The following is a 23365-nucleotide window of genomic DNA, read 5'->3' on the forward strand; positions in this document are numbered from 1 at the left end:
AAATGCTTAAAACAAATGGCATGAGAGAATAAAAAAGCCCACACAGAATGGCGTAGGCTTTTTTCATTATATGACAAATAAATTTAATACGTGTTTCCCAATGGCGGACAAGAACAAATAAGCATTCGATCTCCCGCAACATTATCAATACGGGAAACCGGAGGCCAATATTTATTCGCTGGATCAAGAGAGCTATTGGGGAAAGCAGCTTCTTGTCGTGAATAAGGTCGTGCCCAAGCATCATCAAGCGTATCTACCAACGTGTGTGGCGCATTAACCAATGGATTATCGTCTTTTGTCCACCCCCCTGCACCAACTTTCTTAGCTTCTTCAGCAATCAAAAGCAAAGCATCACAAAAACGATCAATCTCTGCTTTTGGCTCTGATTCCGTTGGCTCAATCATCAAAGTTCCAGGGACAGGGAAAGACATTGTTGGCGCATGAAACCCATAATCGATCAAACGTTTTGCAATATCATCAACACTAATCCCATACTGATCTTTCAACACGCGCGTATCGACAATACATTCATGAGCAACGCGCCCATGCTTGCCTCGATAAAGAATAGAATAAGATTGAGAAAGACGCGCAGCAATATAATTTGCATTCAAAATTGCTGTTTGCGTTGCATATTTCAAACCATCAGCACCCATCATTCGAATATACATCCACGTAATAACAAGAATCGATGCACTTCCATAAGGAGCAGCTGAAACTGCATGTGTTGTTCCCTCTTGTTCATGACCTGGTAAAAATGGTTTGAGATGTTCTGCCACTCCAATCGGCCCCACACCAGGACCGCCACCACCATGGGGAATAGCAAAAGTTTTATGAAGGTTCATATGACAAACATCCGCCCCAATATCTGCTGGACGAGAAAGCCCAACAAGTGCATTCAGATTAGCACCATCAAAATAAACTTGTCCGCCATTTTCATGGATAACAGAACAAATCTCCTTAATACTTTCCTCATAAACGCCATGGGTTGAAGGATAGGTAATCATGAGAGCTGCTAAGCGGTCCTTATGCAACTGTGCTTTCATTTTGAGATCATCAACATCAACATTCCCATCGCCTAAACATTTCACCACAATGACCTCCATACCTGCCATATGAGCAGAAGCTGGATTGGTCCCATGTGCCGATGCAGGAATAAGGCAAAGCGTGCGTTGATGTTCTCCTCGTGATTGGTGATAACGACGAATAGCTAAAAGCCCCGCATATTCACCCTGAGCACCAGAATTCGGCTGGAAAGAAACTTGTGCAAACCCTGTAATTTCACACAACCACGCATTCAGTTGATGAATCATTTCCCTATAACCCATCACATCCTCTTTAGGAGCAAAGGGATGTATGTTAGCGACCGTAGGCCAACTGAGAGGCATTAATTCAGCTGCTGCATTAAGCTTCATGGTACAAGAACCAAGCGGAATCATTGCCCTATCTAATGCCAAATCCTTATCTGACAAACGACGCAAAAAGCGCATCATGTCTGTTTCTGAATGAACCGCATGAAAAAAGGGCTGTGAAAGGAAAGCATGATCACGCCCTTTCCCCCAAAGTTTTGAAGAAACTTGATCAACCAATTGTGCACCAAAAAGCTCTGCTAAAGCGCAAGCATCTTCTTCTGTCGACAATTCATCAAAATTAATCGCAATTCTATCATCATCAAGAATACGAATAAGGCGTCCATTGCTTTTTGCTTGATGCGCAATCTCTTGGGCTCTCCCCTTGACAAAAATACTGACACAATCAAAAAAACTTTCCCCTTCAACATGAACCCCTGCTGCTTCTAAACCAGCAACAAAACGGCATGTTAAACGATGTATCCGTTGCGCAATTTCCTGTAAGCCTTGTGGACCATGCCAAACGGCGTAAGCTGTTGCCATATTTGCCAACAGAGCCTGTGCTGTACAAATATTCGACGTAGCTTTATCGCGTCGAATATGTTGTTCGCGTGTTTGTAACGCTAAGCGAAAACCAACGCGCCCTTTTGTATCAACGGATTGACCAACAATACGCCCTGGAATGAGGCGCGTTAGTGCATCACTTACCGCAAGATAGCCAGCATGAGGCCCTCCAAATCCCATTGGAACCCCATAACGCTGCATAGAACCAACAACAATATCAGCCCCCCATCGCGCTGGTGGTTCTATAAGAGTAAGGGCCAAAGGATCGGCAACAACAATCACCAGTGCTCCTTTTTCCTTTGCCTTCTTAATCACTTCATCATAATCATTAAAAAAGCCTTTTGTATCTGGCCAAGACAAAACAATCGCAGCTGTATCAGAACAAATCTCACCATTTTGACTAATCTGAATCCCTTGAGTTTCAGCACGCGTTTCTACAACGCTCAAAGTCTGGGGATGCAAAAGACTCTGAAGAGAAATCTTCATTTTTTTCTCACGCGCAAAGCGTACCGCTACCGCGGTTGCTTCAGCTAAAGCAGTAGCTTCATCAAGAAGGGAGGCCGCTGCAACAGGCAAACCAGTGAGTTCACTCACCAATGTTTGAAAATAAAACAAAAGCTCTAAACGGCCTTGGCTAATTTCTGCCTGGTAGGGTGTATAAGCGGTATACCAAGCTGGATTTTCAAAAAGATTCCGCAAAATAACCGGCGGCACAGAAGTTCCATGATACCCTTGTCCAATAAAACTTTTATGCACATGGTTACGCCCCATTATCTTGGAGAGTTCTTCCAAGGCTTGCCCTTCACTTGCTGCCTTTGGAAGATTAAGCGGACGCCCCAAATGGATAGAATGTGGAACAGCTTGAGAAACGAGTGTATCAACACAATCCAGCCCTAAAACATCAAGCATTTTTTGTGTTTCATCAATACGAAGCCCAATATGACGAGAAAAAAAATGACGCTCTAACATAGCACTCATCCAATCAGTGCTTTATAAGCAGCCTCATCCAGCAACCCTTCAAGTTGCATTGCATCCTGCAATGTCATTTTCCAGAGCCAACCTTCTTTTTCGGCTTTTTGATTCACCAATTCAGGATTACTTGCCAATGCCTCATTTATTTCAACCACTTCACCATCAAGAGGCGCATAAACATCTGAAGCCGCTTTCACCGATTCCACAACAGCAGCAGAATCCCCCTTGGAAAGGGATGTTCCCTCTTTTGGCAAATCAACAAAAACCAAATCTCCCAATTGTTCTTGCGCATAATGTGTGATCCCAACAGTAACCACTTGCCCTTCAACACGAAGCCATTCGTGATCTTGTGTAAAATAAGTTTTAGACATAAAAAATTTATCCTTTAAAATAACGTTGTTCAACAAAAGGAAGAGAATGAACAGACAGTGCAATTTTTTTTCCACGCAGCTCTGTAAAAACTTCCGTTCCCTCAACTTTGCAATCAACAGGAACATAACCCATCGCTACAGGACCATCAAAAGAAGGACCAAAACCACCTGATGTTACTACGCCAATCTGATTGCCCTCACCATCAAAAAGCAGAGCACCCGCACGAATAGGTTGACGCGTTTGCGGTTTTAAACCAACGCGACAACGAGAAGGTCCTTTCTGAAGAGCTTCAAGAAAAGCTTTCGCTCCATAAAATTGCGCTTTTTCTCGAACATTTTTGGGAACAGCCCATGTCAGTGCGGCCTCAATGGGTGTTGTATCAGGCGTAATATCATTTCCATGCAAGCACAGCCCTGCTTCTAACCGCAGGCTATCGCGTGCTGCAAGACCAACCCATTCAACACGAGAATCACTCAGTAATTTTTCAGCTACTGCACGCGCTTGCCCTATGGGAAGAGCAATTTCAAAACCATCTTCTCCCGTATACCCAGAGCGCGTTATAAACCAATCTTGTTGTGGTTCGAATCCTTGCATAAACAACAGTTCATTACCAGGCAATCCAGCATCAGCCATCACAGCTGCTGCTTCTGGACCTTGAAGAGCAAGCAACACTCTTTCAAGAGCAATGACTTGACATTCAAAACCAACGGCACGCTTCTCAAGCTCGGCAAGATCAGCCTGTGCATTCCCAGCATTCGCAACCAGCATAAAACGGCTCTCTGCCAAACGGGTAATAATAAGATCATCAAGAATGCCAGCCTGCTCATTAAGCAAATAATTATAGCGTGATTGGCCAATCTTTAACAATGCAGCATCAATAGGAAAAGCATAGGTTAAAAATTCTATTGCTTGTGGTCCTTCAATGGCAATTAATTTCATATGAGAAATGTCAAAAAGGCCTGCCTGTGCACGGGTATGAAGATGCTCTTTCAAAACCCCAAGAGGATAAGTCAAAGGCATTTGCCAACCAGCAAAAGCACCAAATTTTGCTCCTGCTTTTTCATGCAATTCATGTAAAGGAAGTGTTTTTAAAGAAGATGTTTCAAATTCTTGTGCTGTACCCATAATATCTCCAAAATTGCGCTCACGCCCACACAATATGGCCGCCTCTGCACCCTCCTGTTACAAACCTGAGAGACTCGCGAAAAGACCTTTCGCTTACACCTTCGGCGCGGATCTTTCCGACTTTCCAGATCTGTCTTCCTTCTTTTACGGTCCTTAGAGCCTGAGAGATTATGGGCTGTTTTCCCCTTCGGCGGCAGGTGCGAAAGCTTGCAGTCTGCACTCTCCCGCAAAAGAATGAAAGAAACGACAACGCTCTTTCCGACATGTTGTTATCTATAGCCTATCTTTATCACACTGTCATCAGTAAAGTGATGCGCGTATTCTCATTTTTAAACTTGCATAGGCTATTTTAAAAGGCGTATAATGGCAGTGTTTTGAGTATTATGAAATCGTAGATGGCCGCTTTTCAGGAAATCAGGAGAAAAATTGCCAAGGCCATAACAGAAACACAACGTAAAAAATACAAAATTTGACGCACTCAAAAGGATGACAAAGCAATACCCTCCCCTTTTGCACCTCAACCCTAACCACGGAGTTTCATATCTTTTAAAACCAAAGATTTCAGATATTTTAAAGAATCTTAACACACAAAGGATTGATTTGCGGATTAATTTTCTTCTCTCTCAATTTTTTGTCTCTCAATAGTGTCATAAATTACAGCTATTACATACCAAACTTCATTGAATAAAGGTTGCAAAATACTCATGAAAGCGGGTAATATCTCTTACAGTTGCGAAGATGACCTACCAAAGCAAATTGCTCTTTTCCCAGTAGAAGGAGCACTCTTACTACCAGGTGGTTTTTTATCGCTGAATATTTTTGAACCAGAAGCACTTGAAATGGTTGAAAATGTTATGGTATCCAACCGTTTATTAGGAATCATTCAACCACTTTCATCAGATACAAACCACTTTTCCACACCCCTTTACAAAATAGGCTGTATAGGGCGTATTACAAACTACAATGAAACGGGAAATGGGCAGCTTTTCATTATATTGCAAGGCGTTTGCCGCTTCACCTTAGAACAAGAACTGGTGAACACAAAGCCCTATCGAACGGCTCTCATCCGGTCAAACATAAAAGATTTAGAAGAACCCAACATTGCAGAAGATATTAATCGAGAAAACCTCCTCGACATTGTTGAGAAATATCTCACCATACATGAAATAGAATATAATTGGAGCAGTATCATACAAGCTCCCACGCCTCTATTGGTTAACGCTTTTTCAGCCCTTATCCCCTTTACACCAGCAGAAAAGCAAGCTCTATTAGAGGCTCCAGATATTGGAATCCGTGCTCAAACGCTTCTTGCTTTAACTGAACGCTCACTTATGAAACAAACAGGAGCACATTTCCATTTAAACTAATAAATATGGGAACAGGAAAAAAATGACCACTGACCCTAAAATGCTCGAATTATTGGTCTGCCCAATCACAGGGGGCACCCTCTCTTTGAACCGAGAAACACAAGAATTAATTTCACGCAAAGCAAATCTCGCCTATCCTATTCGCGACGGCATTCCCATTATGCTTGCCTCAGAAGCGCGTCCTTTGCAGGATCATGAAAAAGCAACATATAAATAAACACTCTTCATTCAATTTTTTCTGTAGCAATTCTCAGTAGCTTTACCATAAACACAATAATCTTTTCCTCAGTTTTTTAATATGTGCTTGTCCAAGAAAAGTCATTCCATAATGCGCTTAGCATTCTCTTTACCAACTCCCAACCCTATTTTCAGATGGATCATAAGAGACACACGAACACCTTTCTTAATTTTTTGGGCTTCTAAACGCGAAAATAAGATTCTCTTTTTCTTATCCCGGTAACGAGAAAATTGGGAAAAGTCCTAAAAAACAGGGCAATGTATTATAACAATTGCGCTTCAATTTGAAAAAGATCAACAAGCAAACTTGTCTTAATTCTAATTGACGGTCTAAGGAAATTACCCTATGAATTAAATCAGTGGTTTTGGTCGTATACGCGGCGATCAATAGGGTCTGGAAGCTCGAAAAACCTAAACACAAAAAATGAACCCGTTTTACGGGTATCCCGGAGTTCCGGGGGTTCTTGTTATGTCCAAGTGCTCTAAGCACTAAAAGCAAGAAGCTGTTTAGGTTCAGTACTTCCAGACCCCGGAATACAAATGCGAGGGCGCTCGCACCCGGTGGGGGACAAAGTGCAAGCTAAAAATCCACATTTTAATGATATTTCTGTAGGCAGAAAAATTCGTTTCAGAAGAAACGTCATGGGACTTTCTCAAAAACAATTAAGCAATCATTTAGGCGTCACTTACCAACAAATCCAAAAATATGAAAAAGGCTTAAATCGCGTGGGAGCAGGACGCTTAAAGGAAATTGCCGATATCCTAGATGTTCCTATCTCCTTCTTTTATACGGATCTCTCAACAAAAGAAGATGCCTATCATGATGAAAAAATATTAAACAAAGCGGAATATTTGCTTTTAAAGGGTTTCAGAGTGCTTAAACCGGAAAGACAAAAAGCAATCCTGCGATTGGTTTCTGATTAGTGTGAAAACACCTTCTTCTTTTCATAATTTCTCTGAATCTTTCTTTTAAAAACACCTTTATAACTGGACTATTTCAATAACAAAAGAGAAACTTCAAAGCAAAAAGTGGAAACGAGACTCAAAAACAGAGCCGTCACTCTCATAACAATCTCTCTTTGAACGAACATTTCATGATGAGATGAAAGAGAAAAACTTCTACCGGCGCAAGACATAAACCAACCGTTACAATATCCACACTTCTTAAGGGAAATAATTGACAGAGGAGAGAGAATTCACTAGAGTAAGGTGCTGTCAAGGGGGTATTCATACAGCTTGGCATAAAATATTCAAACTTTCTTAACTCTCAAAGATTCAGAAGGGCAATAGTGTTTAAAACGAGCCAGTCTATTGTGCTATCGCGCATGATGCGTATGTACAAAATTTGGGTTTCTGAAAATCAATATGAAATGAATGATCCTTGGCTAACGCGCCCTCTCGTGAGATTAGCTTAAGGAAAGAAGCATAGAGAGGGACAGGAGTATGGAAAATGAGTTTTAAAGTTGCAGTTGTCGGCGCAACAGGGAATGTTGGTCGTGAAATGCTCACAATTCTAGAAGAGCGTGGTTTTCCTGCTCACGAGATTGTTCCTTTGGCATCACGACGCTCATTAGGGCAAAATGTTTCTTATGGTGACAAAACTTTAAAAGTAAAAGCACTGGATACTTATGATTTTTCTGATACAGATCTTTGCCTGATGTCTGCGGGGGGAAGTATTTCCAAAGAATATGCCCCTAAAATTGCTGCAGCCGGATGTGTGATTATCGACAATTCATCCACTTGGCGCTATGATACCAATGTCCCCTTGATTGTGCCTGAAGTCAATGCTGAAGCCATTGATGCATTTTCCAAACGTAATATTATAGCAAACCCCAATTGTTCAACAATCCAACTGGTCTTAGCTTTAAAACCACTCCACGATGCTGCAACCATTAAACGTGTTGTTATATCCACTTATCAATCGGTTTCTGGAGCTGGTAAAGAAGGAATGGATGAACTCTTCGGACAATCACGAGCCGTTTTTGTTGCTGATCCCATCACATCAAAAAAATTTACCAAACGTATTGCCTTTAATGTCATTCCCCATATCGATGTTTTCATGGAAGATGGTTATACAAAAGAAGAATGGAAAATGACGGCTGAAACGAAGAAAATTCTTGATCCTAAGATTAAATTAACAGCAACGGCTGTTCGTGTTCCTGTCTTTATCGGTCATGCGGAAGCTGTCCATGTTGAATTGGAAAAGCCTCTAAGCGCCCATGAAGCACAAGAGCTTCTCCGTGAAGCGCCTGGCTGCCAAGTTATCGATAAACACGAAGATGGTGGCTATATAACGCCCTATGAAAGCACTGGTGAAGATGACACCTTTATTAGCCGTATTCGTGAAGATATCACCGTTGAAAATGGTCTAGCTTTCTGGGTTGTTGCCGACAATCTCAGAAAGGGAGCAGCATTGAATGCAATTCAAATTGCTGAACTACTCATTTCTCGTCATTTGATAAAACCTAAATCCGCGAATTAAACAAAAAAGCAGCATAAAGTATTTTCTCGCTCTATGCTGCCGTACTTTTTCTGTCATCCCAACAGTGGATTTTCTTGATCCTTATGGAGAAGGATAAGTCACAATCCGGTAACGCGTTTCATTGCGTTCAAAATTTTTGAAATTAACGTCATTTGGAAAAAAAGGATTATACGCGTTCACGTGCTTTACCGATACATCCTGTGCCTTTGGTGATGGATTCAAAATTGTTCGTTCATCCCTTTTTTTTACACCTGTGGAATCAATAATGACATCTGTTCTGTATAATTCTCGCATATTTTTCCGTATTTTCTGAGGCAGCGTAAGAGTTTTAGATCCAGAAACAGTCTGCTTTATTTTTTTCTTTTGTGCTTTTATCGTAGAATGTGGTTTTACACGCGCCTTTGTCAAAGAAATAAGAGGAACATTATTGCCATTGGTAAAACGTGCAGGCGCCCAACCAATCCTTCCATTATAACGAAGCGAACACCAAGCTTTATTGGAGAGACAGCCATTCACTTGCACTTTTGCTCCCGTTGGAACAGTTGCGATAGCTTTATAAGTTGTCGCTGGACCGGTGCGTAAAACAACATGATCCGTTGTTACACGACTAACCGTGGCCGCCTCCGCACGAGAAACAGTCATTCCCAACCCCAATCCACTTAAAGCTAATAAAATCATTGTGCTTGATAAAAAATTCTTTTTTAACATTCTTTTTTTCCTCTCCAGAATATGAAAGGCAAAATATTCACCTTTGCAAAATGTGCCGTGTTTCAGTCAAGTCGTGGTCAATTTTTGTCTCCTTAAAGATCCACTCCATTTTGGGAAAAGCCTTCTTAAACTTTTTCCTCTACCACTTTATACACACGAACTCCTGTCTTGATTGCGCAATATTTTCCTTATGAATTTACGACTAAAACGTCATCTGATCACTTGGCTATCAGTCACACGTCACTTAAAGAAGTTTTGAAATTGCTATTGGTTCCCCAAACAAATGATGAGGATACAAGAATTTTTCTTTGAATTTTGGAGAAATGCTTTGAGCTAATAATGTTGTTTTGCAAGAATGCTACAGTGTAGAAGAAAATAATATTTTATTTTGAATAAAAATGATTGAATATTCTGTAAAGCTTTTATACTCTATAAGTTCTCTCCTGAAATAATACAGAGATTATTAAATTTTCCCTCAAAAAATCTCTTGGAAAAGAAAGACAAAAACACATGATATTAAAGAAATTATCTCGGAGTACCACACTTGGATTACTCCTCTCTCTCTTTGCACTCTTTTTGTCTCCTTGCTTTTCCATGGCAGCAGACAAATCAGAAATCAAACTCGGAGTTATGGAAGGACATGAAGCAACTATTTGGAAAGTTGCTGCCGAACAAGCTAAAAAAGCAGGTTTAAATATCGAACTTGTTTATTTTTCTGATTATACCCTCCCCAATGATGCCGTCAATGCAGGGGATATTGATGCGAATGCTTTTCAACATACCCCTTATCTTAAAAATCAAATTGAACAGCGTGGTTATAAACTTTCAGTTGTTGGATACACATTTATTGCCCCAATTGGCGTCTATTCTCACAAAATCAAAGAGTTAAAAGAACTTCAAGAGGGAGCCCATGTTGGCATTCCTAATGACCCATCAAATGGGGGAAGAGCCTTACTTCTTCTCAATTCTTTAGGTCTGATTCAGTTAAAAGATCCTCACGATATTCTTGCATCTCCGCTTGATATTATTGAAAACCCTAAAAACTTGCAAATTCGTGAATTAGATGCCGGTATGTTAGGACGAGCACTCAATGATTTTGACATTGCAGTTGTCAATACAAACTGGGCTTTGGTCTCTGGATTAGACTTACAAAAAGATGCAATCGCGTGGGAAAAAGCAGAAAATAATCCTTATAACAATATCATTGTCGTCCGGACTGCCGAAAAAGATGAACCATGGGTCAAAAAATTAGTTGCTGCTTATAATAGTGAGCCTGTCCGTGCAAAGATCAAAGAAATTTTCGGGCCGGCAGCCCAAACATCTTGGTAAGTGCTAATGGAAAAACCCTCTCTGATTTCCTTAAAAAACGTCAGCCGTTGTTATAGTAAAACGGCTGGCATTCCAGCCATTGATAATTTATCTCTCAATATCCATGCAGGAGAAATTCTTGGCATTATTGGACGCAGCGGAGCCGGAAAATCCACACTTATTCGTTGTTTAAATGGGTTAGAGAAAATTGATTCAGGATCAATCTTTTTTGAAGACGTTAACGTTTCAAACTTATCAGAGACCGAATGGGCCCCTTACCGTCAACGTATTGGAATGATTTTTCAACATTTCAATCTTTTATCATCACAAACTATTCTTGATAACATTGCCCTACCTCTTAAATTAGCAGGTATGAACAAAAAACAACGCCATCAACGTGCCCTTGAACTGATTGAATTGGTAGGATTATGTGGTAAAGAATACTGCTATCCAGCAGAACTTTCAGGGGGACAAAAACAACGTGTTGGAATTGCACGTTCTCTAGCCGCTCATCCCAAAATATTATTATCAGATGAAGCAACTTCTGCTCTTGACCCTGAAACAACACAATCCATTCTAGAACTTCTCGCCGATATTAACAAACGCCTCAATCTTACGATTGTACTCATTACCCACGAAATGGAAGTTGTGCGCACCATTGCCCATCGCGTTGTTGTCCTCAATAAAGGACGTATTGTAGAAGAAGGACGTGTGAAAGATATTTTCACATCACCACAAGAAGAAACAACCATTGCCATGCTCAAACTTGTTACTCCACAACTTCCTGAAAAATTTGCAAAAAATCTGAAAGCCATGGGTCAAGAAGCTGTCATTGAAATAAATATTGCAGGTGAAATTGCCCAACAACCTTTCCTCCATTTACTAGAAGATGCAATCGGTTTAAGAGCACGTATTCTGCATGGTGGCATTGATACAGTGCAGGGCGAAACCATTGGTCGTTTATTCTTAGCTATCCCTAGCCAAGATAAAGAGGCTTTAAAAAAAGCCGTGAAATGGTTGACTGAAAAAGCGCGATATTGTGAGGTTTTAGGTTATGTTTAATATTCTCTCTCATGAACTTTTCAGAGCCGTTTTTGATACAATTTTGATGACAATAAGTGCTTCCTTAATGGCACTCATGATAGGGCTTCCCCTTGGTCTTCTCCTCTATACAACCGCACGTGGAGGGATTTTTGCTTCACCTCTCATCAATCGCCCTTTGAGTATTATCATTGATAGTATTCGCGCCATTCCCTTTATTATTCTTGCCTTTTACCTTCTCCCCCTTACGCGCATGGTTGTAGGAAAAGGTATCGGAATGCCCGCGGTTATTTTTGTCCTCACCATTTCAGCTATTCCTTTTTATGCACGAATGGCCGAACTCTCTTTTAAAACCGTTGAAACGGGGCTCATTGAAGCTATTCGTTCTATGGGAGCAAGCCGTCTTCAAATTATTAGGCATGTTCTTATTCCTGAGGCGCTCCCTAGCCTGATCACGGGTTTTACAGTCATGATTATTTCTCTTATCGGAGCCACCTCACTTGCGGGCTATCTTGGCGGAGGCGGTTTAGGAGATATGGCAATCCGCTATGGTTATCAGCGTTATAATACCTCCATCATGACAAGTGTTATCATCCTTTTGATCATTCTTAATGTCATTACCCAATGGTCTTCTGATAAAATTGTGCAAAAACTTGATAAAACAAAACACTAAAACAATTTCCAAATTTGCACCCCAATCATAACGAATCCATGAAGGATGCGTATGCAAATTGATGTGTTGTTAATGGATCACGTCCCTTACCAAGCCTAGGTCACCATTGTGCTGCACATTCACGTGCTTTTTAAGAAACATCATTGGTTGTTCTCACCGCCATTTCATGACGCTATCCATAAAGAGTATAATGGAAAATCCATCGAGCACCTCCATCTTTATACTTGTGAAAGTGCACTATTATTATGATATTGACCCGCTCTCAATATTGCGAAAGCTTGTGGATTGAGGTGGTTCATAAGAGACACATTTCCCCCTTTCTTCAAGAATTTTTATCCACATACCAACCCCGCTTGTGACATGCAAAAAGCGATTTATTCGCCATGAACTCTATCATGGCAGGCATTATCATCCCTTACTTTTCTAGGAAAAAAATGCAAAAATTTAGAGAAAAAAAGTAATAAGAATTTAGAAATTCGTATATTTCTCACCAACCATAGCAACAATAAGCCACTGAGCCGTGAGAGCAGGCTTTTTTAACTGTTCAACTTCCACCGTCACTCCATAATAAAAAACAACGCGGCCAGAAGGACGAATTTCAGCATCATTTAAAACAAAACGAGCGCGCACCCGTGCACCTGTTTTTACAGGGCTCATAAAGCGGACTTTATCAAAACCATAATTAATCCCCATGGTTGCCCCTTCCAACTCTGGAAGAGCCTGATAAGCTAATGCAGACAAGAGCGATAATGTTAAAAAACCATGAGCAATCGTACCACCAAAAGGGGTTTTTTTAGCTCTTTCCTCATCCACATGTATCCATTGATGATCATCTGTTGCGCATGCAAATTGATTAATCATATCCTGCGTTACAAGGCGCCATTGAGATATTCCTACTTCTTTCCCAATAAAATGAACGACATCTTGTACGGCTATTTTTTTCTGCATAACGCTTTTCCTGTTTTATTTGATAAAAATACCCCTAACCTCTTGCTTTTATAAAACTCATTGATTAGAGCATCAAGAATAAAAGATGAACTCTTTTAAAGAGTAAATGTACTTTATGAATAAGAAAATACTCTTCTCGTAAGGTAGTTTTCAAATGAGAAAAAATAATGGCAAGTAATGTAAGCCTCACCGGTTTAGCGCGTGATTTGAAGCAACGTGCAGAAAATCATCCACCCATCCGCATTGGCCTCATCGGTTGTGGTGAAATGGGAACAGATTTACTCTCAACTGTTGCACAAATGGATGGCATAACAGTTGCAGCCGTTGCCACGCGAACACCGTCACGTATTTTTGATGCCGCTCTCATAGCCTATGGCGAAGAAGGCCATGCACGTAAAGTTGAAAACTCTCATGTCTTAACGCAAACTATTGAAAAAGGATTGATTGCCGCCACAGATGATATTGACCTTATTTTGCGCCATGAACAAATTGACATTGTAGTTGATGCAACAGGCTATCCTGAAGCTGGTGCAGAAATTGGCTTTAAAGCCCTTGAAAACAATAAACACCTTGTCACAATGAATGTTGAAACAGATGTTACGATTGGTGCTTATCTAAAGCATGAAGCAGAGAAACGAGGTCTTATTTATACACTTGGTGCCGGTGATGAGCCAACTTCTTGCATGGAACTCATTGAATTTGTTTCAGCCCTTGGACACAAAATTGTTGCAGCTGGGAAAGGAAAAAACAATCCCCTTATCTTTGATGCCACACCGGATACTTATGAAGAAGAAGCCTTGCGACGCAATATGAATGTGCGCATGTTGGTTGAATTTATTGATGGTTCTAAAACGATGGTTGAAATGGCAGCCATTGCCAATGCAACTGGGCTTCTTCCAGATTGCCCAGGAATGCATGGACCACAAGCAGCACTCCAAGATTTAAGCAAAGTGCTTATCCCCAAACAAGATGGGGGACTTTTAGAGAGATATGGTGTTGTGGACTATTCAATAGGTCATGGAATTGCTCCTGGTGTTTTTGTCATTGCCGAAATAGCACATCCGCGTTTACGTGAACGTATGGAAGACTTAAAAATTGGTCAGGGACCTTATTTCACTTTTCATCGCCCTTATCATTTAACCGCAATGGAAGTCCCCCTAACCTGTGCGCGTATTATGCTTTATGGCAAAAAAGACATGGTACCACTTAGCCCTCCAGTAGCCGAAGTGTGTGCTGTAGCTAAGAGAGATTTACATCCTGGTGATCAGTTAGATTTCATTGGTCTTTATAGTTATCGTGCTTGGATCATGAGTAGTGCAGAAGCACGCGCTCATCACGCCATTCCTTGTGGTCTTTTGGAAAAGGCAACAGTTACAGCAGAAATTAAAAAAAATGAACTTATCACTCTGCATAACACTGCCATTCGAAAAGACCAGTGGATTGCCCAACTTCGCACAAAACAAGACCTTTTGTTTGATGGCTTTTCTTCCACGGGTATATAAAAAAACTTTTATCGCCCCTTTTCCTTATAAAGAGCGATAAGCTGTAAAAAATCAAACTCTATCCTTAAAAGAAAGATCACTCCTGAATAGTTTAACACCTTCTCGTGATGCATATAAAGAATACTGCATCTTCTCTCTCCTCCCCCTCTCTAAAGGCGCATAAATGCGGCTTTAGAGATATTGCTTCTTCAAAAATTATGGAAAAAACGTGTCGGAAAAAGAGAGGAGTTTCAATGAGATTTAAAGAAATAACCCTAAAAGAGATGCTATAACACCAACGAAATCCGATGATAGTAAAGAAGACAAAATGGATATAAAACCTACACCACCCCAAAAAGCTGTAAATAAAGGCATTTTTCCAGCCTTTACAAAAGCGAGTCCATCTTGCCCCTCGGCATCACGGATAACAGCCATATCTATAGCCTTAACAACTTCTACAGCCTCAAGAGCTGTATTTTTACCTGTTGCTGCTATAGCAGCAACAGGCGCTCCTTCTTGTGCTTGAAAGTGATTCTTTGTGAGGTTGCCATAACTTTCTATAGTTTGTAGTAAACAAAAAATAAACGCAGTAAAAATATACAAACACATACGATTTTTAAACACTTTAAACATAGCTTTCTTTGCTCCTCTTTTTCTTTACTGAAAAAGTAAAATAATATTTACACTTTTCAAAACAAAAATTCGCAATAATACTTATAGCACAATATGATATATTATATAAGCAATTTTAATGACATTATAATACATTATGTATTTCATGTAAAGAGATAAAAAATAATTGGAAAAATTTCCTGAAAAATGGATAAACTAATACCATTTTAATAAAAGCTGAATAAAAATGAGATTTCTATAAAAAGATATTAGTAAACTCTTAACAGAGATAGTAGTATTATATTTTAAAGAACTATAAAGAATCAAATTAAATATATTTCTCGTCTGTATTATAGCATAAAAATACTTTGAGAATATTTATTCTAGCATAAAGAAAAAACATTCATCAATTAGATTAAAATGTAAATCAAAAATATCTAAACTGATAAGAGAACAAATACTGTTATAAATAGAAACAGAAGAAAATTATACTTGTTTTAGCTTTACTTTCTCTACCTTCTCTCTTTACTTCACTCTCAGTAAGTATAACACCACCAAAAGGAGAGATCTCTTCTACTCTTCAATAAACCGTATGATGCTTTTTTTATAAAAGAACCAATCAACTTATACTCTTAAGCGCTACTTTGCAAAGAACCAATTTATATGCATCTTAACCATCCAAATGAGTGTATCTTGTAGTAAACAAATGCATACTTCTTCACCACAGAACATTAACTAATCTTTCTTCAATGCTACTATCCATTCACGCACTTTTTCTCTCACAAATATTCAAATAATAGAGACATTTTTAAAGTCATATTGATCAAAAAGCAGTTCCTAAATTTGATACATTACGTATAAAATATAACAAAAAATTTCTCAAAATTTTGGTTTAAAAACTAAATTCTAACTCTCTTTTTTGCATTAACAGCCCCATATGTCTCCCTATTCTTCAGAATAAAACTTATCCTTTATAGCAAAGAAGTTTTTTGTGCACTGCCTAAACTTGAGCCCTAAACTTAAACGTTGCATGGATAAAGGAGAGGATTTATCTAAACCATAGGATGGAGAGTTAATCATTCTAAGACTTTTATTTTCCAAAAAATAAGTGCCAGATTGAAACATTTCACAAAATACATTTCATCCCTGAAAATTGATAACATAAAATATGGAGGTCTTTTTTAAACGGCGCCTCCACCGTTTTTTATAAAACAGTCTTTTTTATTCTCTATATTTTATGTATAAGATACTCTTGTTTGTGTTTTTCTTGCAGATGGATTAAAATCAAGAGAAATATGTCCACTTCGCATCTATTCGCTTCTCTTTTTGGCAAAAATTTATGGTACTTCCCGCCCCTTTCCTCGCTCTTTTGCCCTTGGGTGCACACGAATATCACGGAAATCACCTCCCCTTTGAAACAGACTGGATTATTGCTGAAGCCTTTGCAAAAGCACTCACTTTACAAACCAAAGAGCAATTCCCTATCATGCTCTTACCCGTTGAAAAAATTGGCTATTCAGTTGAACATATGGATGTTTCTGGTTCACAAACCCTCACCTTCTCTGACGCTATTGAGCGCTGGATAAAAATCGGTGAGAGCTGTTATCATCAAGATATCAAGCGTTTTCTTCTTCTCAACGCTCATGGCGGCAATTCCCCTTTAATGAGCATTGTTATCACCGAATTACGCAGGCGTTTTTCCATGCTTGCAGTGGCAACAAGCTGGAGTCGTTTTGGACTACCGCAAGGCTTAATGGTACCCTCTCAACAACATCTTGATATCCACGGAGGATTTATAGAAACCTCCTTAATGCTTTATTTAGCACCAGAAAAAGTGCATATGGAAAAGGCAAAAAATTTTCATAACAAACAAGCTGATATGATTTCCCATTATCGGTATTTACGTGCTTATGGCCCCCACGCCTTTGGCTGGACCATGCGTGATCTTAATAAACAAGGAGCAGCAGGGAATGCAAGTGAAGCAACACCACAAGCAGGTGAAGCAATTTTCTCTCATGTTCTTTGTGGGCTTCGTGATTTACTTGATGATATCAGTCGATTTAAACTAGACGCATTACGATAAAAGGTATGAACCATGGAAAAAAAACAAAATATGCCCCCTAAACTTCCTGTTACGGTTCTAACAGGCTATCTGGGTTCAGGAAAAACCACTCTTCTCAATCGTATTCTCAGTGAAAATCATGGCAAGCGTTATGCCGTTATCGTCAATGAATTTGGTGAAATTGGTATCGATAACGACCTTATTGTTGAATCAGACGAAGAAATTTATGAAATGAATAATGGCTGTGTTTGCTGCACCGTGCGCGGCGACCTTATTCGTATTTTAGAAAGCCTGATGCAACGCTCTCATCGATTTGATGCAATCATTATAGAAACAACAGGGCTTGCTGATCCTATTCCCGTTGCACAAACTTTTTTCATGGATGATACTGTCCATGAAAAAACGGCTCTTGATAGTGTCATAGCAGTTGTTGATGCAAAACATCTACCGTCTCAACTTAAAAATAGCCGCGAAGCTGAAGATCAGATTGCCTTTTCTGATATCGTTCTTTTAAATAAAATTGATCTTGTTAATGCACAAGAACGTGCACATGCTGAATCGCTCATTTTGGCGATTAATCCTAAAGCCGTACTTTATGCAACAGAGCGTGCCAATATCCCTCTTGAAAAACTTCTCAATCTTGGTTCTTTTGACCTCCAACGAACTTTAGAGAATGATCCCCATTTTCTTGATCACCAACATGCAGACCATGTTTGTGGTCCCGATTGCAATCATGATCATCAGCATCACCACACCTCCCCCATTCATGACATTACAGTAACTTCTGTAAGTTTAAAAACAGGTGCTCTTCAACCAGAAAAGTTTTTCCCATGGCTTCAACAGGTTACGCAGCAACAAGGTCCAGATATTTTGCGTTTAAAAGGAATTATTGCCTTTCAAGGAGACAATGATCGCTATGTTATTCAAGGCATACACATGATTCTTGAAGGACAGCATCAACGTCCATGGCATGAAGAAGAAAAACGTGAAAGCCGACTTGTTTTTATCGGCCGCTCCCTTGATGCCGAAAAACTTAAAACTGGTTTTGAAAATTGCGCATAAGTGAATAGAATGCCAAACATTACCCCTTACAATCTTCAAAGTTATTGCCTTTCCTGCGGTTTTATTTACAATAAACCAGCTTTCGTTTCAGTAGAAGGCCTCATCGTTTTTTTAAACCCAACTCCCCAAATTATAAAAGTTCACCAAGGGACAGTTTCAAGCCATTTTTCTTATGATAACACAGCCATCATCACGGGTGGAGAAGACGGCAAAGCCTGTCAAACAACAGCAGATGGTCAGACAAAAATGCTAGGACAACAAGAACGAAAATGGATCAACAAGGTTGCTTTTGGACCACAGAAAATTTTTGCTTTTGCTTCCTCACGTTTAGCATTGGCAAATGTTGGCAAAGAACTGCAAGAACTTAAGCATGAACACAGTGTGGAAGGTCTTGCTTTCGCTCCAAAGGGTTTACGACTTGCTGTTGCCCATTACAATGGGGTTACCCTTCATTGGTTATCAACGCAAACACCCCCAACCACACTGGTCTGGAAAGGAGCACATTTTGATGTCACCTTCTCACCAGACAACCGCTATGTCATTTCTACCATGCAAGAAAATGCCTTACATGGCTGGCGTCTTACCGATCAGCAACATTTACGCATGAGTGGATACCCAAGCAAAGTCAAAAGCTGGTCTTGGAGCACAAAAGGAAAATGGCTTGCAACATCAGGCGCATCAGCAGCCATTGTTTGGCCCTTTCATACGAAAGATGGCCCCATGGGTAAAACACCATTAGAACTGGGTACACGAGCGCATGCACTTGTCAGTGCCGTTTCATGTCATCCAAGCGAAGAAATTGTAGCAATCGGCTTTAATGATGGAATGATTTTGTGTGCACATTTTCACGATGGGAAAGAAGTCCTTCTAAAAGACTGTGGGAAAAGCGCCATCTCAGCACTCAGCTGGGACCAGACGGGGCATAATCTTGCTTTCGGCAGTGAAAATGGTGAATGTGGTATTATCAATATGACTGTTTAAGAAAGACAAGAAATTAATTGAGAATAATCCTTCTATCTTTTCACAACTTGAATGTCTCCCCAATATCACAGGATTCTCTCATGTCAAACCTGTATACATTGAATTAAACAAGACCATTCCCTGCATATCATAAGTGAGATTAGTGTACGAATAAAACCATTTTAGAAAAGAATAAAGATGCCTCTTATGAACTCCTTTAATGCAAGAACTGTCGCAACATGAAAAACTGAAAAAAAGAACAACAATCCTTGCAGATAAAAGAAGCCGCACAACCTTCCAGAAGAAACAATAAGGAACAAACACCACGAACCTCAAGCACCATGCTCCAAAACAGCATCACTCCTCAAGAACCGCGCATTCTCATTCCAGCGCATCATGAATCTTCTTCAAGCACCATATTCTTTGAAACCACAGCACACTTGCAACATGCAATATTTTAACATCTTCTGATACTCTTGTGACAACGAGAATAATCCGTTGAGACCTACTTTTTAATTTACATTCACACCTATAATTCACAAAGCAGAAACACAACAAAAGTACATACCATCTCTTGTCAAAAAAGGTGGCGAAAACCAGCAGAAAAATTTGCTCCTGAAAAACCAGCTTTCGTAAGCCTATGCTGATAATTCACATCTCCATGAAGTACAAATTTCGCTGATAATTGGGCATTAAAACCAACTCCTGCTTCTAAAGAAGAACCAAACGCACCTAACTGGAAATCATTTTTAAAAGACACAAAATGCCTGTCTCCAAAATTACGCGAAAAATAAAGCTTTCCATAGAAAGAAACAATCCGCTCCTTTTCAGAAGGCGTCAGAATCTTCGTTAAACGCCCACCAACACGTGCTGTCCATTGATTAAACTTTCCAAGATCAACATCAAGATTATCAACATCACGCACATGATCAAACTGAAGACGCTGATAAATAAGCTGAAACTGTGGATCAAAAATAAAACCAGTATGCCCTATTGCAAACCTTTGACCGCTGGTTAATGAAGCATTCGACTGTTTCCCCTTTAAAGTTGCCACCTTGTCTCGTGCAAGAGTGAAAACATCCCCTTTAAAGAGACCATGAGAAAGCAACCCATCCACATAAAAGCCCGTATCATCCTGCAAACTTCCATAAGCAGAAACGGACCATCTATCAAATGTACTCTTTTTGCTCTGCTCAACATTGAGGGGATGAAGAGAAAGGCTTCCATAAGTTCCCATAATCCCAAAGAATGCGCGACTATTTGTTCTGTCAGTTTTCTTCAGCAAAACACCAGCCTCAAAGGCACTATAATCGAGTTCGGCTCCATATCCATATTCAAAAGCAGAGAGATTTGAAGCATAATGATAACTTCCACCATAACCACGAACAAAAAATGCTGAATTTTCATGACTTTTCAAAGAACTTACAGAAGAGTTTCGTATTGTCTCCAATTTTTTATTTTGGGTCGTAAGATCCATAAAGCCGGCGTGAAATAAGGCATTTGGCAAGAGGAGATAAGTTGGCAATTGCGGAACCACAGCCCTAATTTTGGGCTCAGTCTGAATATCAGGCTTAACTGGAATAGACCTAACTGATCTAGATTTAACTGAAACAGAGGAAGTGGGTGTAGAATCTGTAGGTTGAAGATCTATTGTATCAGATAAAGCAACTGGAGAAGGCGTAGATGAAGAAGATCGAACAGAGAGCTCAGGCATAGGAGCTGTAGGAGAAGGTTCAACTGGAACAGAGGGTGCAACTGGAGATGGTGTGGATGTAAGATCTGTAGGTTGAGGATCTATTGTATCAGATAAAGCAACTGGAGAAGGCGTAGATGAAGAAGATGGAACAGAGAGCTCAGGCATAGGAGCTGTAGGAGAAGGTTCAACTGGAACAGAGGGTGCAACTGGAGATGGTGTGGATGTAAGATCTGTAGGTTGAGGATCTATTGTATCAGAGGGGGCCGCTGAAAAAGCTGCGGGAGAAACAGGTGTAGTCTCAGAAGAATCTGTTTCTGGATTAATATAGATAGCTTCAAGGCGGAAATCCCAAAATTTTCCATCACCTGCAACCAATCTTTGCGCAGCATCCGCTTCTCCAAAAGGAGAACCCGGACCATAGCCACGGAGACGATATTGGTAAGGAAGACCATCTACTGTCGTGTAACTATTGGCAAGTTTAAAAGAATCTTCCTTCGCTATCCCAGAAACTTGAATAAGTGAAATGCTTTGGCCTCTTCCATCACGTACTTCTTGTCCTGAAGTTTTCTTAAAATTTTGCATATGAACCACAGTGGTTCCAGAAACATCACCATAGATCAAAATACGATCCGTTTTTTGAGGATCAAATGAACCATGATCATCCAAAAATGCACTCAGCCTAATCTGAACATTACCCTGCGCACTATATGCTTGCTCATATTTTGACAATGTTATTTTATCTTCCTCATTTATAATGACTTTTTCTTTTATAATTCCTTTGTCTTTCTCATTTATCTCCGTTTCTTTTCCAATGCGCAGTGTCTGATAACCATCAGATGTATCTTCATCAAAAATAAGTGTACTATCAGAAAGACTAAGAGATGAAAGTGATGAATCTGTAGAATCTAATCCTTGTAAACCTCTCTGCTTTCTTTTTTTGAGAACCCATGTAGAGCCATGCGTTAATTCTAATCTAGCAGTAGAGATATCCTCAACACGTGCACCTCCAATAAGCGAAGAAGCACTTGCTTTAACAAAAAGAGAGGCGTTATTTTCAGCTTTTAATAATAAATCACCAGAGACTTTAGTTTCTTCTGATAACTCCAGAGTACCTTTAGCCCCATAGCCATTGGTCCCTGTAGCATAAATAGCCATGCCATCTGGAACTGAAAAAGTTGTATTTGATAAAGAAACAGATGCAACTCCCATGATGATTGTTCGCATGTCTGAAAGTTTTTCATCATTTCGGCTTAACATTATTGCAGCCTCTTCTGGATCTAATATATGAAAATATAAACCATGCGCACTCTCACCCTGCATAGAAATATGAGAGTTTTCAATCTGAATATTTGTATTCTTAAAATTTCTCGGTATACCATACTTTGCAATCAATTGACCATTAGCATATGCATAACCAGAATAATTTTTAATTAAAAATCCATGCATATCAGTAAGCTGAAGAGTACTATCCCTTAAATGGACATTTCCACCTTGAAATACCTCAAAAGCTTGCTGAAGAGTATTATCCCTCAAATGGACATTTCCAACTTGAAACATTTCAAAAGCTTCCGGCATTATGCTCTTCTTTCTAGCATTAACTTTAGAGCGCTTTTTTTTTCCTTCCCCTTTAATAATCATATTATCGAGAAAATAGTTTCCCCCAAACCGTGTTGAAAATGAACCAATCTCATTAAAAGTGACAGTGCTGTTTGACATCCTCACCATTGCATCAAAACCACTAACAATAGCAATCCCTTCTATATTCAAATTATCTGGTGCAATCTCAATATCTACATGATCTAAAGAAACATCCGTTTCTTTTCCTGATGCGTGAATGGCATGCGAAGTCCCCTCAATCTTCCCTCCTGTCATCTTAATAACTCCATCGTGAGCACGAAGACTAGGCATATCTTTAAAATTTGAATCCGTGAAAATAAGCTCTCCACCATCTTGTACATAGCCACCATATGAAAATACTACACTTGGCTTATCTCCTATGACAGTGACCTGTGACGCATCAACAACTGTGCCCTTTTTTTCCACATATATGGCTGCCATGGGAGCAGGATCAGAAGACATTCCTCGAGAATTTTTTAACTGATAGGTTTTATTTGTGATTGTGTGTCTTTTACCGTCACTGCATTCATAAAAGGAAGATTCTGGATCACTTTCAGCAGCATTAACATTTATAACTTGCAGAAAATAAAGAATAGCCGTTGTAAAACCGCATACAAACGCATGATTATAAAATACGTTTACCATATTTCTTCTCTACTCCAATCTGTTAATAAAACATTTAGAATAGAGATAAAAAATCTTAAAATATGGTTAATATAATATTAAAAGAAC

Annotated in this window: 18 protein-coding genes and 2 riboswitches; of the genes, 11 read left to right on the forward strand and 7 right to left on the reverse strand. The window is 39.6% G+C overall.

Going from position 1 to position 23365, the window contains the following annotated elements; all coding sequences use genetic code 11:
• Positions 1-83: 83 nt before the first annotated feature.
• From gcvP to gcvT, 3 genes are read right to left on the reverse strand one after another with little or no spacing between them, the layout of a single operon-like run.
• Positions 84-2879 (reverse strand): aminomethyl-transferring glycine dehydrogenase, encoded by a 2796-nt coding sequence (gcvP, locus tag J7R12_RS04995; protein WP_126604058.1) that lies wholly within the window; start codon positions 2877-2879, stop codon positions 84-86.
• Between the two features lie 5 nt (positions 2880-2884).
• Positions 2885-3253, reverse strand: coding sequence for a glycine cleavage system protein GcvH (gene gcvH / locus J7R12_RS05000; RefSeq protein ID WP_126603749.1), 369 nt, complete (start codon positions 3251-3253; stop codon positions 2885-2887).
• 7 nt (positions 3254-3260) lie between these two features.
• On the reverse strand, positions 3261-4379 hold the full coding sequence (gene gcvT / locus J7R12_RS05005) for a glycine cleavage system aminomethyltransferase GcvT (RefSeq protein ID WP_126604059.1): 1119 nt from the start codon (positions 4377-4379) through the stop codon (positions 3261-3263).
• Positions 4380-4423: 44 nt separating this feature from the next.
• A riboswitch (glycine riboswitch) is annotated at positions 4424-4516 on the reverse strand.
• A riboswitch (glycine riboswitch) is annotated at positions 4517-4616 on the reverse strand.
• A 467-nt stretch (positions 4617-5083) separates the two neighbouring features.
• On the opposite strand from gcvT, the gene J7R12_RS05010 reads away from it, so the two are divergent.
• From J7R12_RS05010 to J7R12_RS05025, 4 genes are all read left to right on the forward strand, one after another.
• Positions 5084-5746 (forward strand): LON peptidase substrate-binding domain-containing protein, encoded by a 663-nt coding sequence (locus J7R12_RS05010; protein ID WP_126603750.1) that lies wholly within the window; start codon positions 5084-5086, stop codon positions 5744-5746.
• 22 nt (positions 5747-5768) lie between these two features.
• Positions 5769-5963: a Trm112 family protein gene (locus tag J7R12_RS05015; protein ID WP_126603751.1), complete on the forward strand. Its 195-nt coding sequence runs from the start codon at positions 5769-5771 to the stop codon at positions 5961-5963.
• A gap of 560 nt (positions 5964-6523) precedes the next feature.
• Entirely contained in the window at positions 6524-6907 is a 384-nt protein-coding gene (locus J7R12_RS05020) for a helix-turn-helix domain-containing protein (RefSeq protein WP_126603752.1), read from the forward strand.
• A gap of 526 nt (positions 6908-7433) precedes the next feature.
• Entirely contained in the window at positions 7434-8465 is a 1032-nt protein-coding gene (locus J7R12_RS05025) for an aspartate-semialdehyde dehydrogenase (protein ID WP_126603753.1), read from the forward strand.
• A gap of 81 nt (positions 8466-8546) precedes the next feature.
• On the opposite strand, the gene J7R12_RS05030 is transcribed toward J7R12_RS05025, so the two are convergent.
• Entirely contained in the window at positions 8547-9173 is a 627-nt protein-coding gene (locus J7R12_RS05030; RefSeq protein WP_126603754.1) for an SH3 domain-containing protein, read from the reverse strand.
• Between the two features lie 510 nt (positions 9174-9683).
• On the opposite strand from J7R12_RS05030, the gene J7R12_RS05035 reads away from it, so the two are divergent.
• From J7R12_RS05035 to J7R12_RS05045, 3 genes are read left to right on the forward strand one after another with little or no spacing between them, the layout of a single operon-like run.
• Entirely contained in the window at positions 9684-10502 is an 819-nt protein-coding gene (locus tag J7R12_RS05035; RefSeq protein WP_126603755.1) for a MetQ/NlpA family ABC transporter substrate-binding protein, read from the forward strand.
• A gap of 6 nt (positions 10503-10508) precedes the next feature.
• A complete protein-coding gene (locus tag J7R12_RS05040) occupies positions 10509-11543 on the forward strand; it encodes a methionine ABC transporter ATP-binding protein (RefSeq protein ID WP_126603756.1) in 1035 nt (344 codons plus the stop codon).
• Entirely contained in the window at positions 11536-12195 is a 660-nt protein-coding gene (locus J7R12_RS05045) for a methionine ABC transporter permease (RefSeq protein WP_126603757.1), read from the forward strand. Before J7R12_RS05040 ends, J7R12_RS05045 begins: the two co-directional genes overlap by 8 nt.
• Positions 12196-12663: 468 nt before the next feature.
• On the opposite strand, the gene J7R12_RS05050 is transcribed toward J7R12_RS05045, so the two are convergent.
• On the reverse strand, positions 12664-13143 hold the full coding sequence (locus J7R12_RS05050; protein WP_126603758.1) for a MaoC family dehydratase: 480 nt from the start codon (positions 13141-13143) through the stop codon (positions 12664-12666).
• 167 nt (positions 13144-13310) lie between these two features.
• Between J7R12_RS05050 and J7R12_RS05055 the strand changes: the two genes are divergently transcribed.
• Positions 13311-14645 carry an NAD(P)H-dependent oxidoreductase gene (locus J7R12_RS05055; RefSeq protein ID WP_126603759.1) on the forward strand — a complete coding sequence of 445 codons (1335 nt, stop codon included), beginning with the start codon at positions 13311-13313 and terminating at the stop codon, positions 14643-14645.
• Positions 14646-14885: 240 nt separating this feature from the next.
• Here J7R12_RS05055 and J7R12_RS05060 read toward each other — a convergent pair whose 3' ends face one another.
• On the reverse strand, positions 14886-15257 hold the full coding sequence (locus J7R12_RS05060) for a hypothetical protein (protein ID WP_126603760.1): 372 nt from the start codon (positions 15255-15257) through the stop codon (positions 14886-14888).
• A gap of 1318 nt (positions 15258-16575) precedes the next feature.
• Here J7R12_RS05060 and J7R12_RS05065 point away from each other — a divergent pair.
• The 3 genes from J7R12_RS05065 to J7R12_RS05075 are packed head-to-tail and all read left to right on the forward strand — an operon-like array spanning position 16576 to position 19341.
• Positions 16576-17319 (forward strand): creatininase family protein, encoded by a 744-nt coding sequence (locus J7R12_RS05065; protein WP_126603761.1) that lies wholly within the window; start codon positions 16576-16578, stop codon positions 17317-17319.
• A gap of 12 nt (positions 17320-17331) precedes the next feature.
• On the forward strand, positions 17332-18360 hold the full coding sequence (locus J7R12_RS05070; RefSeq protein WP_126603762.1) for a CobW family GTP-binding protein: 1029 nt from the start codon (positions 17332-17334) through the stop codon (positions 18358-18360).
• Positions 18361-18369: 9 nt separating this feature from the next.
• Positions 18370-19341, forward strand: a complete 972-nt coding sequence (locus J7R12_RS05075) for a WD40 repeat domain-containing protein (protein WP_126603763.1) — start codon at positions 18370-18372, stop codon at positions 19339-19341.
• 556 nt (positions 19342-19897) lie between these two features.
• Here J7R12_RS05075 and J7R12_RS05080 read toward each other — a convergent pair.
• Positions 19898-23278 carry an autotransporter outer membrane beta-barrel domain-containing protein gene (locus J7R12_RS05080; RefSeq protein WP_126603764.1) on the reverse strand — a complete coding sequence of 1127 codons (3381 nt, stop codon included), beginning with the start codon at positions 23276-23278 and terminating at the stop codon, positions 19898-19900.
• Positions 23279-23365: the final 87 nt, after the last annotated feature.

It is taken from the genome of Bartonella vinsonii subsp. vinsonii (assembly GCF_902825235.1).
Lineage (GTDB): Bacteria > Pseudomonadota > Alphaproteobacteria > Rhizobiales > Rhizobiaceae > Bartonella > Bartonella vinsonii.

Coding starts and splice junctions, on each gene's coding strand:
- gcvP (WP_126604058.1), bottom strand. CDS start 2,879: ATGTTAGAGCGTCATTTTTTTTCTCGTCATATTGGGCTTCGTATTGAT.
- gcvH (WP_126603749.1), bottom strand. CDS start 3,253: ATGTCTAAAACTTATTTTACACAAGATCACGAATGGCTTCGTGTTGAA.
- gcvT (WP_126604059.1), bottom strand. CDS start 4,379: ATGGGTACAGCACAAGAATTTGAAACATCTTCTTTAAAAACACTTCCT.
- J7R12_RS05010 (WP_126603750.1), top strand. CDS start 5,084: ATGAAAGCGGGTAATATCTCTTACAGTTGCGAAGATGACCTACCAAAG.
- J7R12_RS05015 (WP_126603751.1), top strand. CDS start 5,769: ATGACCACTGACCCTAAAATGCTCGAATTATTGGTCTGCCCAATCACA.
- J7R12_RS05020 (WP_126603752.1), top strand. CDS start 6,524: ATGCGAGGGCGCTCGCACCCGGTGGGGGACAAAGTGCAAGCTAAAAAT.
- J7R12_RS05025 (WP_126603753.1), top strand. CDS start 7,434: ATGAGTTTTAAAGTTGCAGTTGTCGGCGCAACAGGGAATGTTGGTCGT.
- J7R12_RS05030 (WP_126603754.1), bottom strand. CDS start 9,173: ATGTTAAAAAAGAATTTTTTATCAAGCACAATGATTTTATTAGCTTTA.
- J7R12_RS05035 (WP_126603755.1), top strand. CDS start 9,684: ATGATATTAAAGAAATTATCTCGGAGTACCACACTTGGATTACTCCTC.
- J7R12_RS05040 (WP_126603756.1), top strand. CDS start 10,509: ATGGAAAAACCCTCTCTGATTTCCTTAAAAAACGTCAGCCGTTGTTAT.
- J7R12_RS05045 (WP_126603757.1), top strand. CDS start 11,536: ATGTTTAATATTCTCTCTCATGAACTTTTCAGAGCCGTTTTTGATACA.
- J7R12_RS05050 (WP_126603758.1), bottom strand. CDS start 13,143: ATGCAGAAAAAAATAGCCGTACAAGATGTCGTTCATTTTATTGGGAAA.
- J7R12_RS05055 (WP_126603759.1), top strand. CDS start 13,311: ATGGCAAGTAATGTAAGCCTCACCGGTTTAGCGCGTGATTTGAAGCAA.
- J7R12_RS05060 (WP_126603760.1), bottom strand. CDS start 15,257: ATGTTTAAAGTGTTTAAAAATCGTATGTGTTTGTATATTTTTACTGCG.
- J7R12_RS05065 (WP_126603761.1), top strand. CDS start 16,576: ATGGTACTTCCCGCCCCTTTCCTCGCTCTTTTGCCCTTGGGTGCACAC.
- J7R12_RS05070 (WP_126603762.1), top strand. CDS start 17,332: ATGGAAAAAAAACAAAATATGCCCCCTAAACTTCCTGTTACGGTTCTA.
- J7R12_RS05075 (WP_126603763.1), top strand. CDS start 18,370: ATGCCAAACATTACCCCTTACAATCTTCAAAGTTATTGCCTTTCCTGC.
- J7R12_RS05080 (WP_126603764.1), bottom strand. CDS start 23,278: ATGGTAAACGTATTTTATAATCATGCGTTTGTATGCGGTTTTACAACG.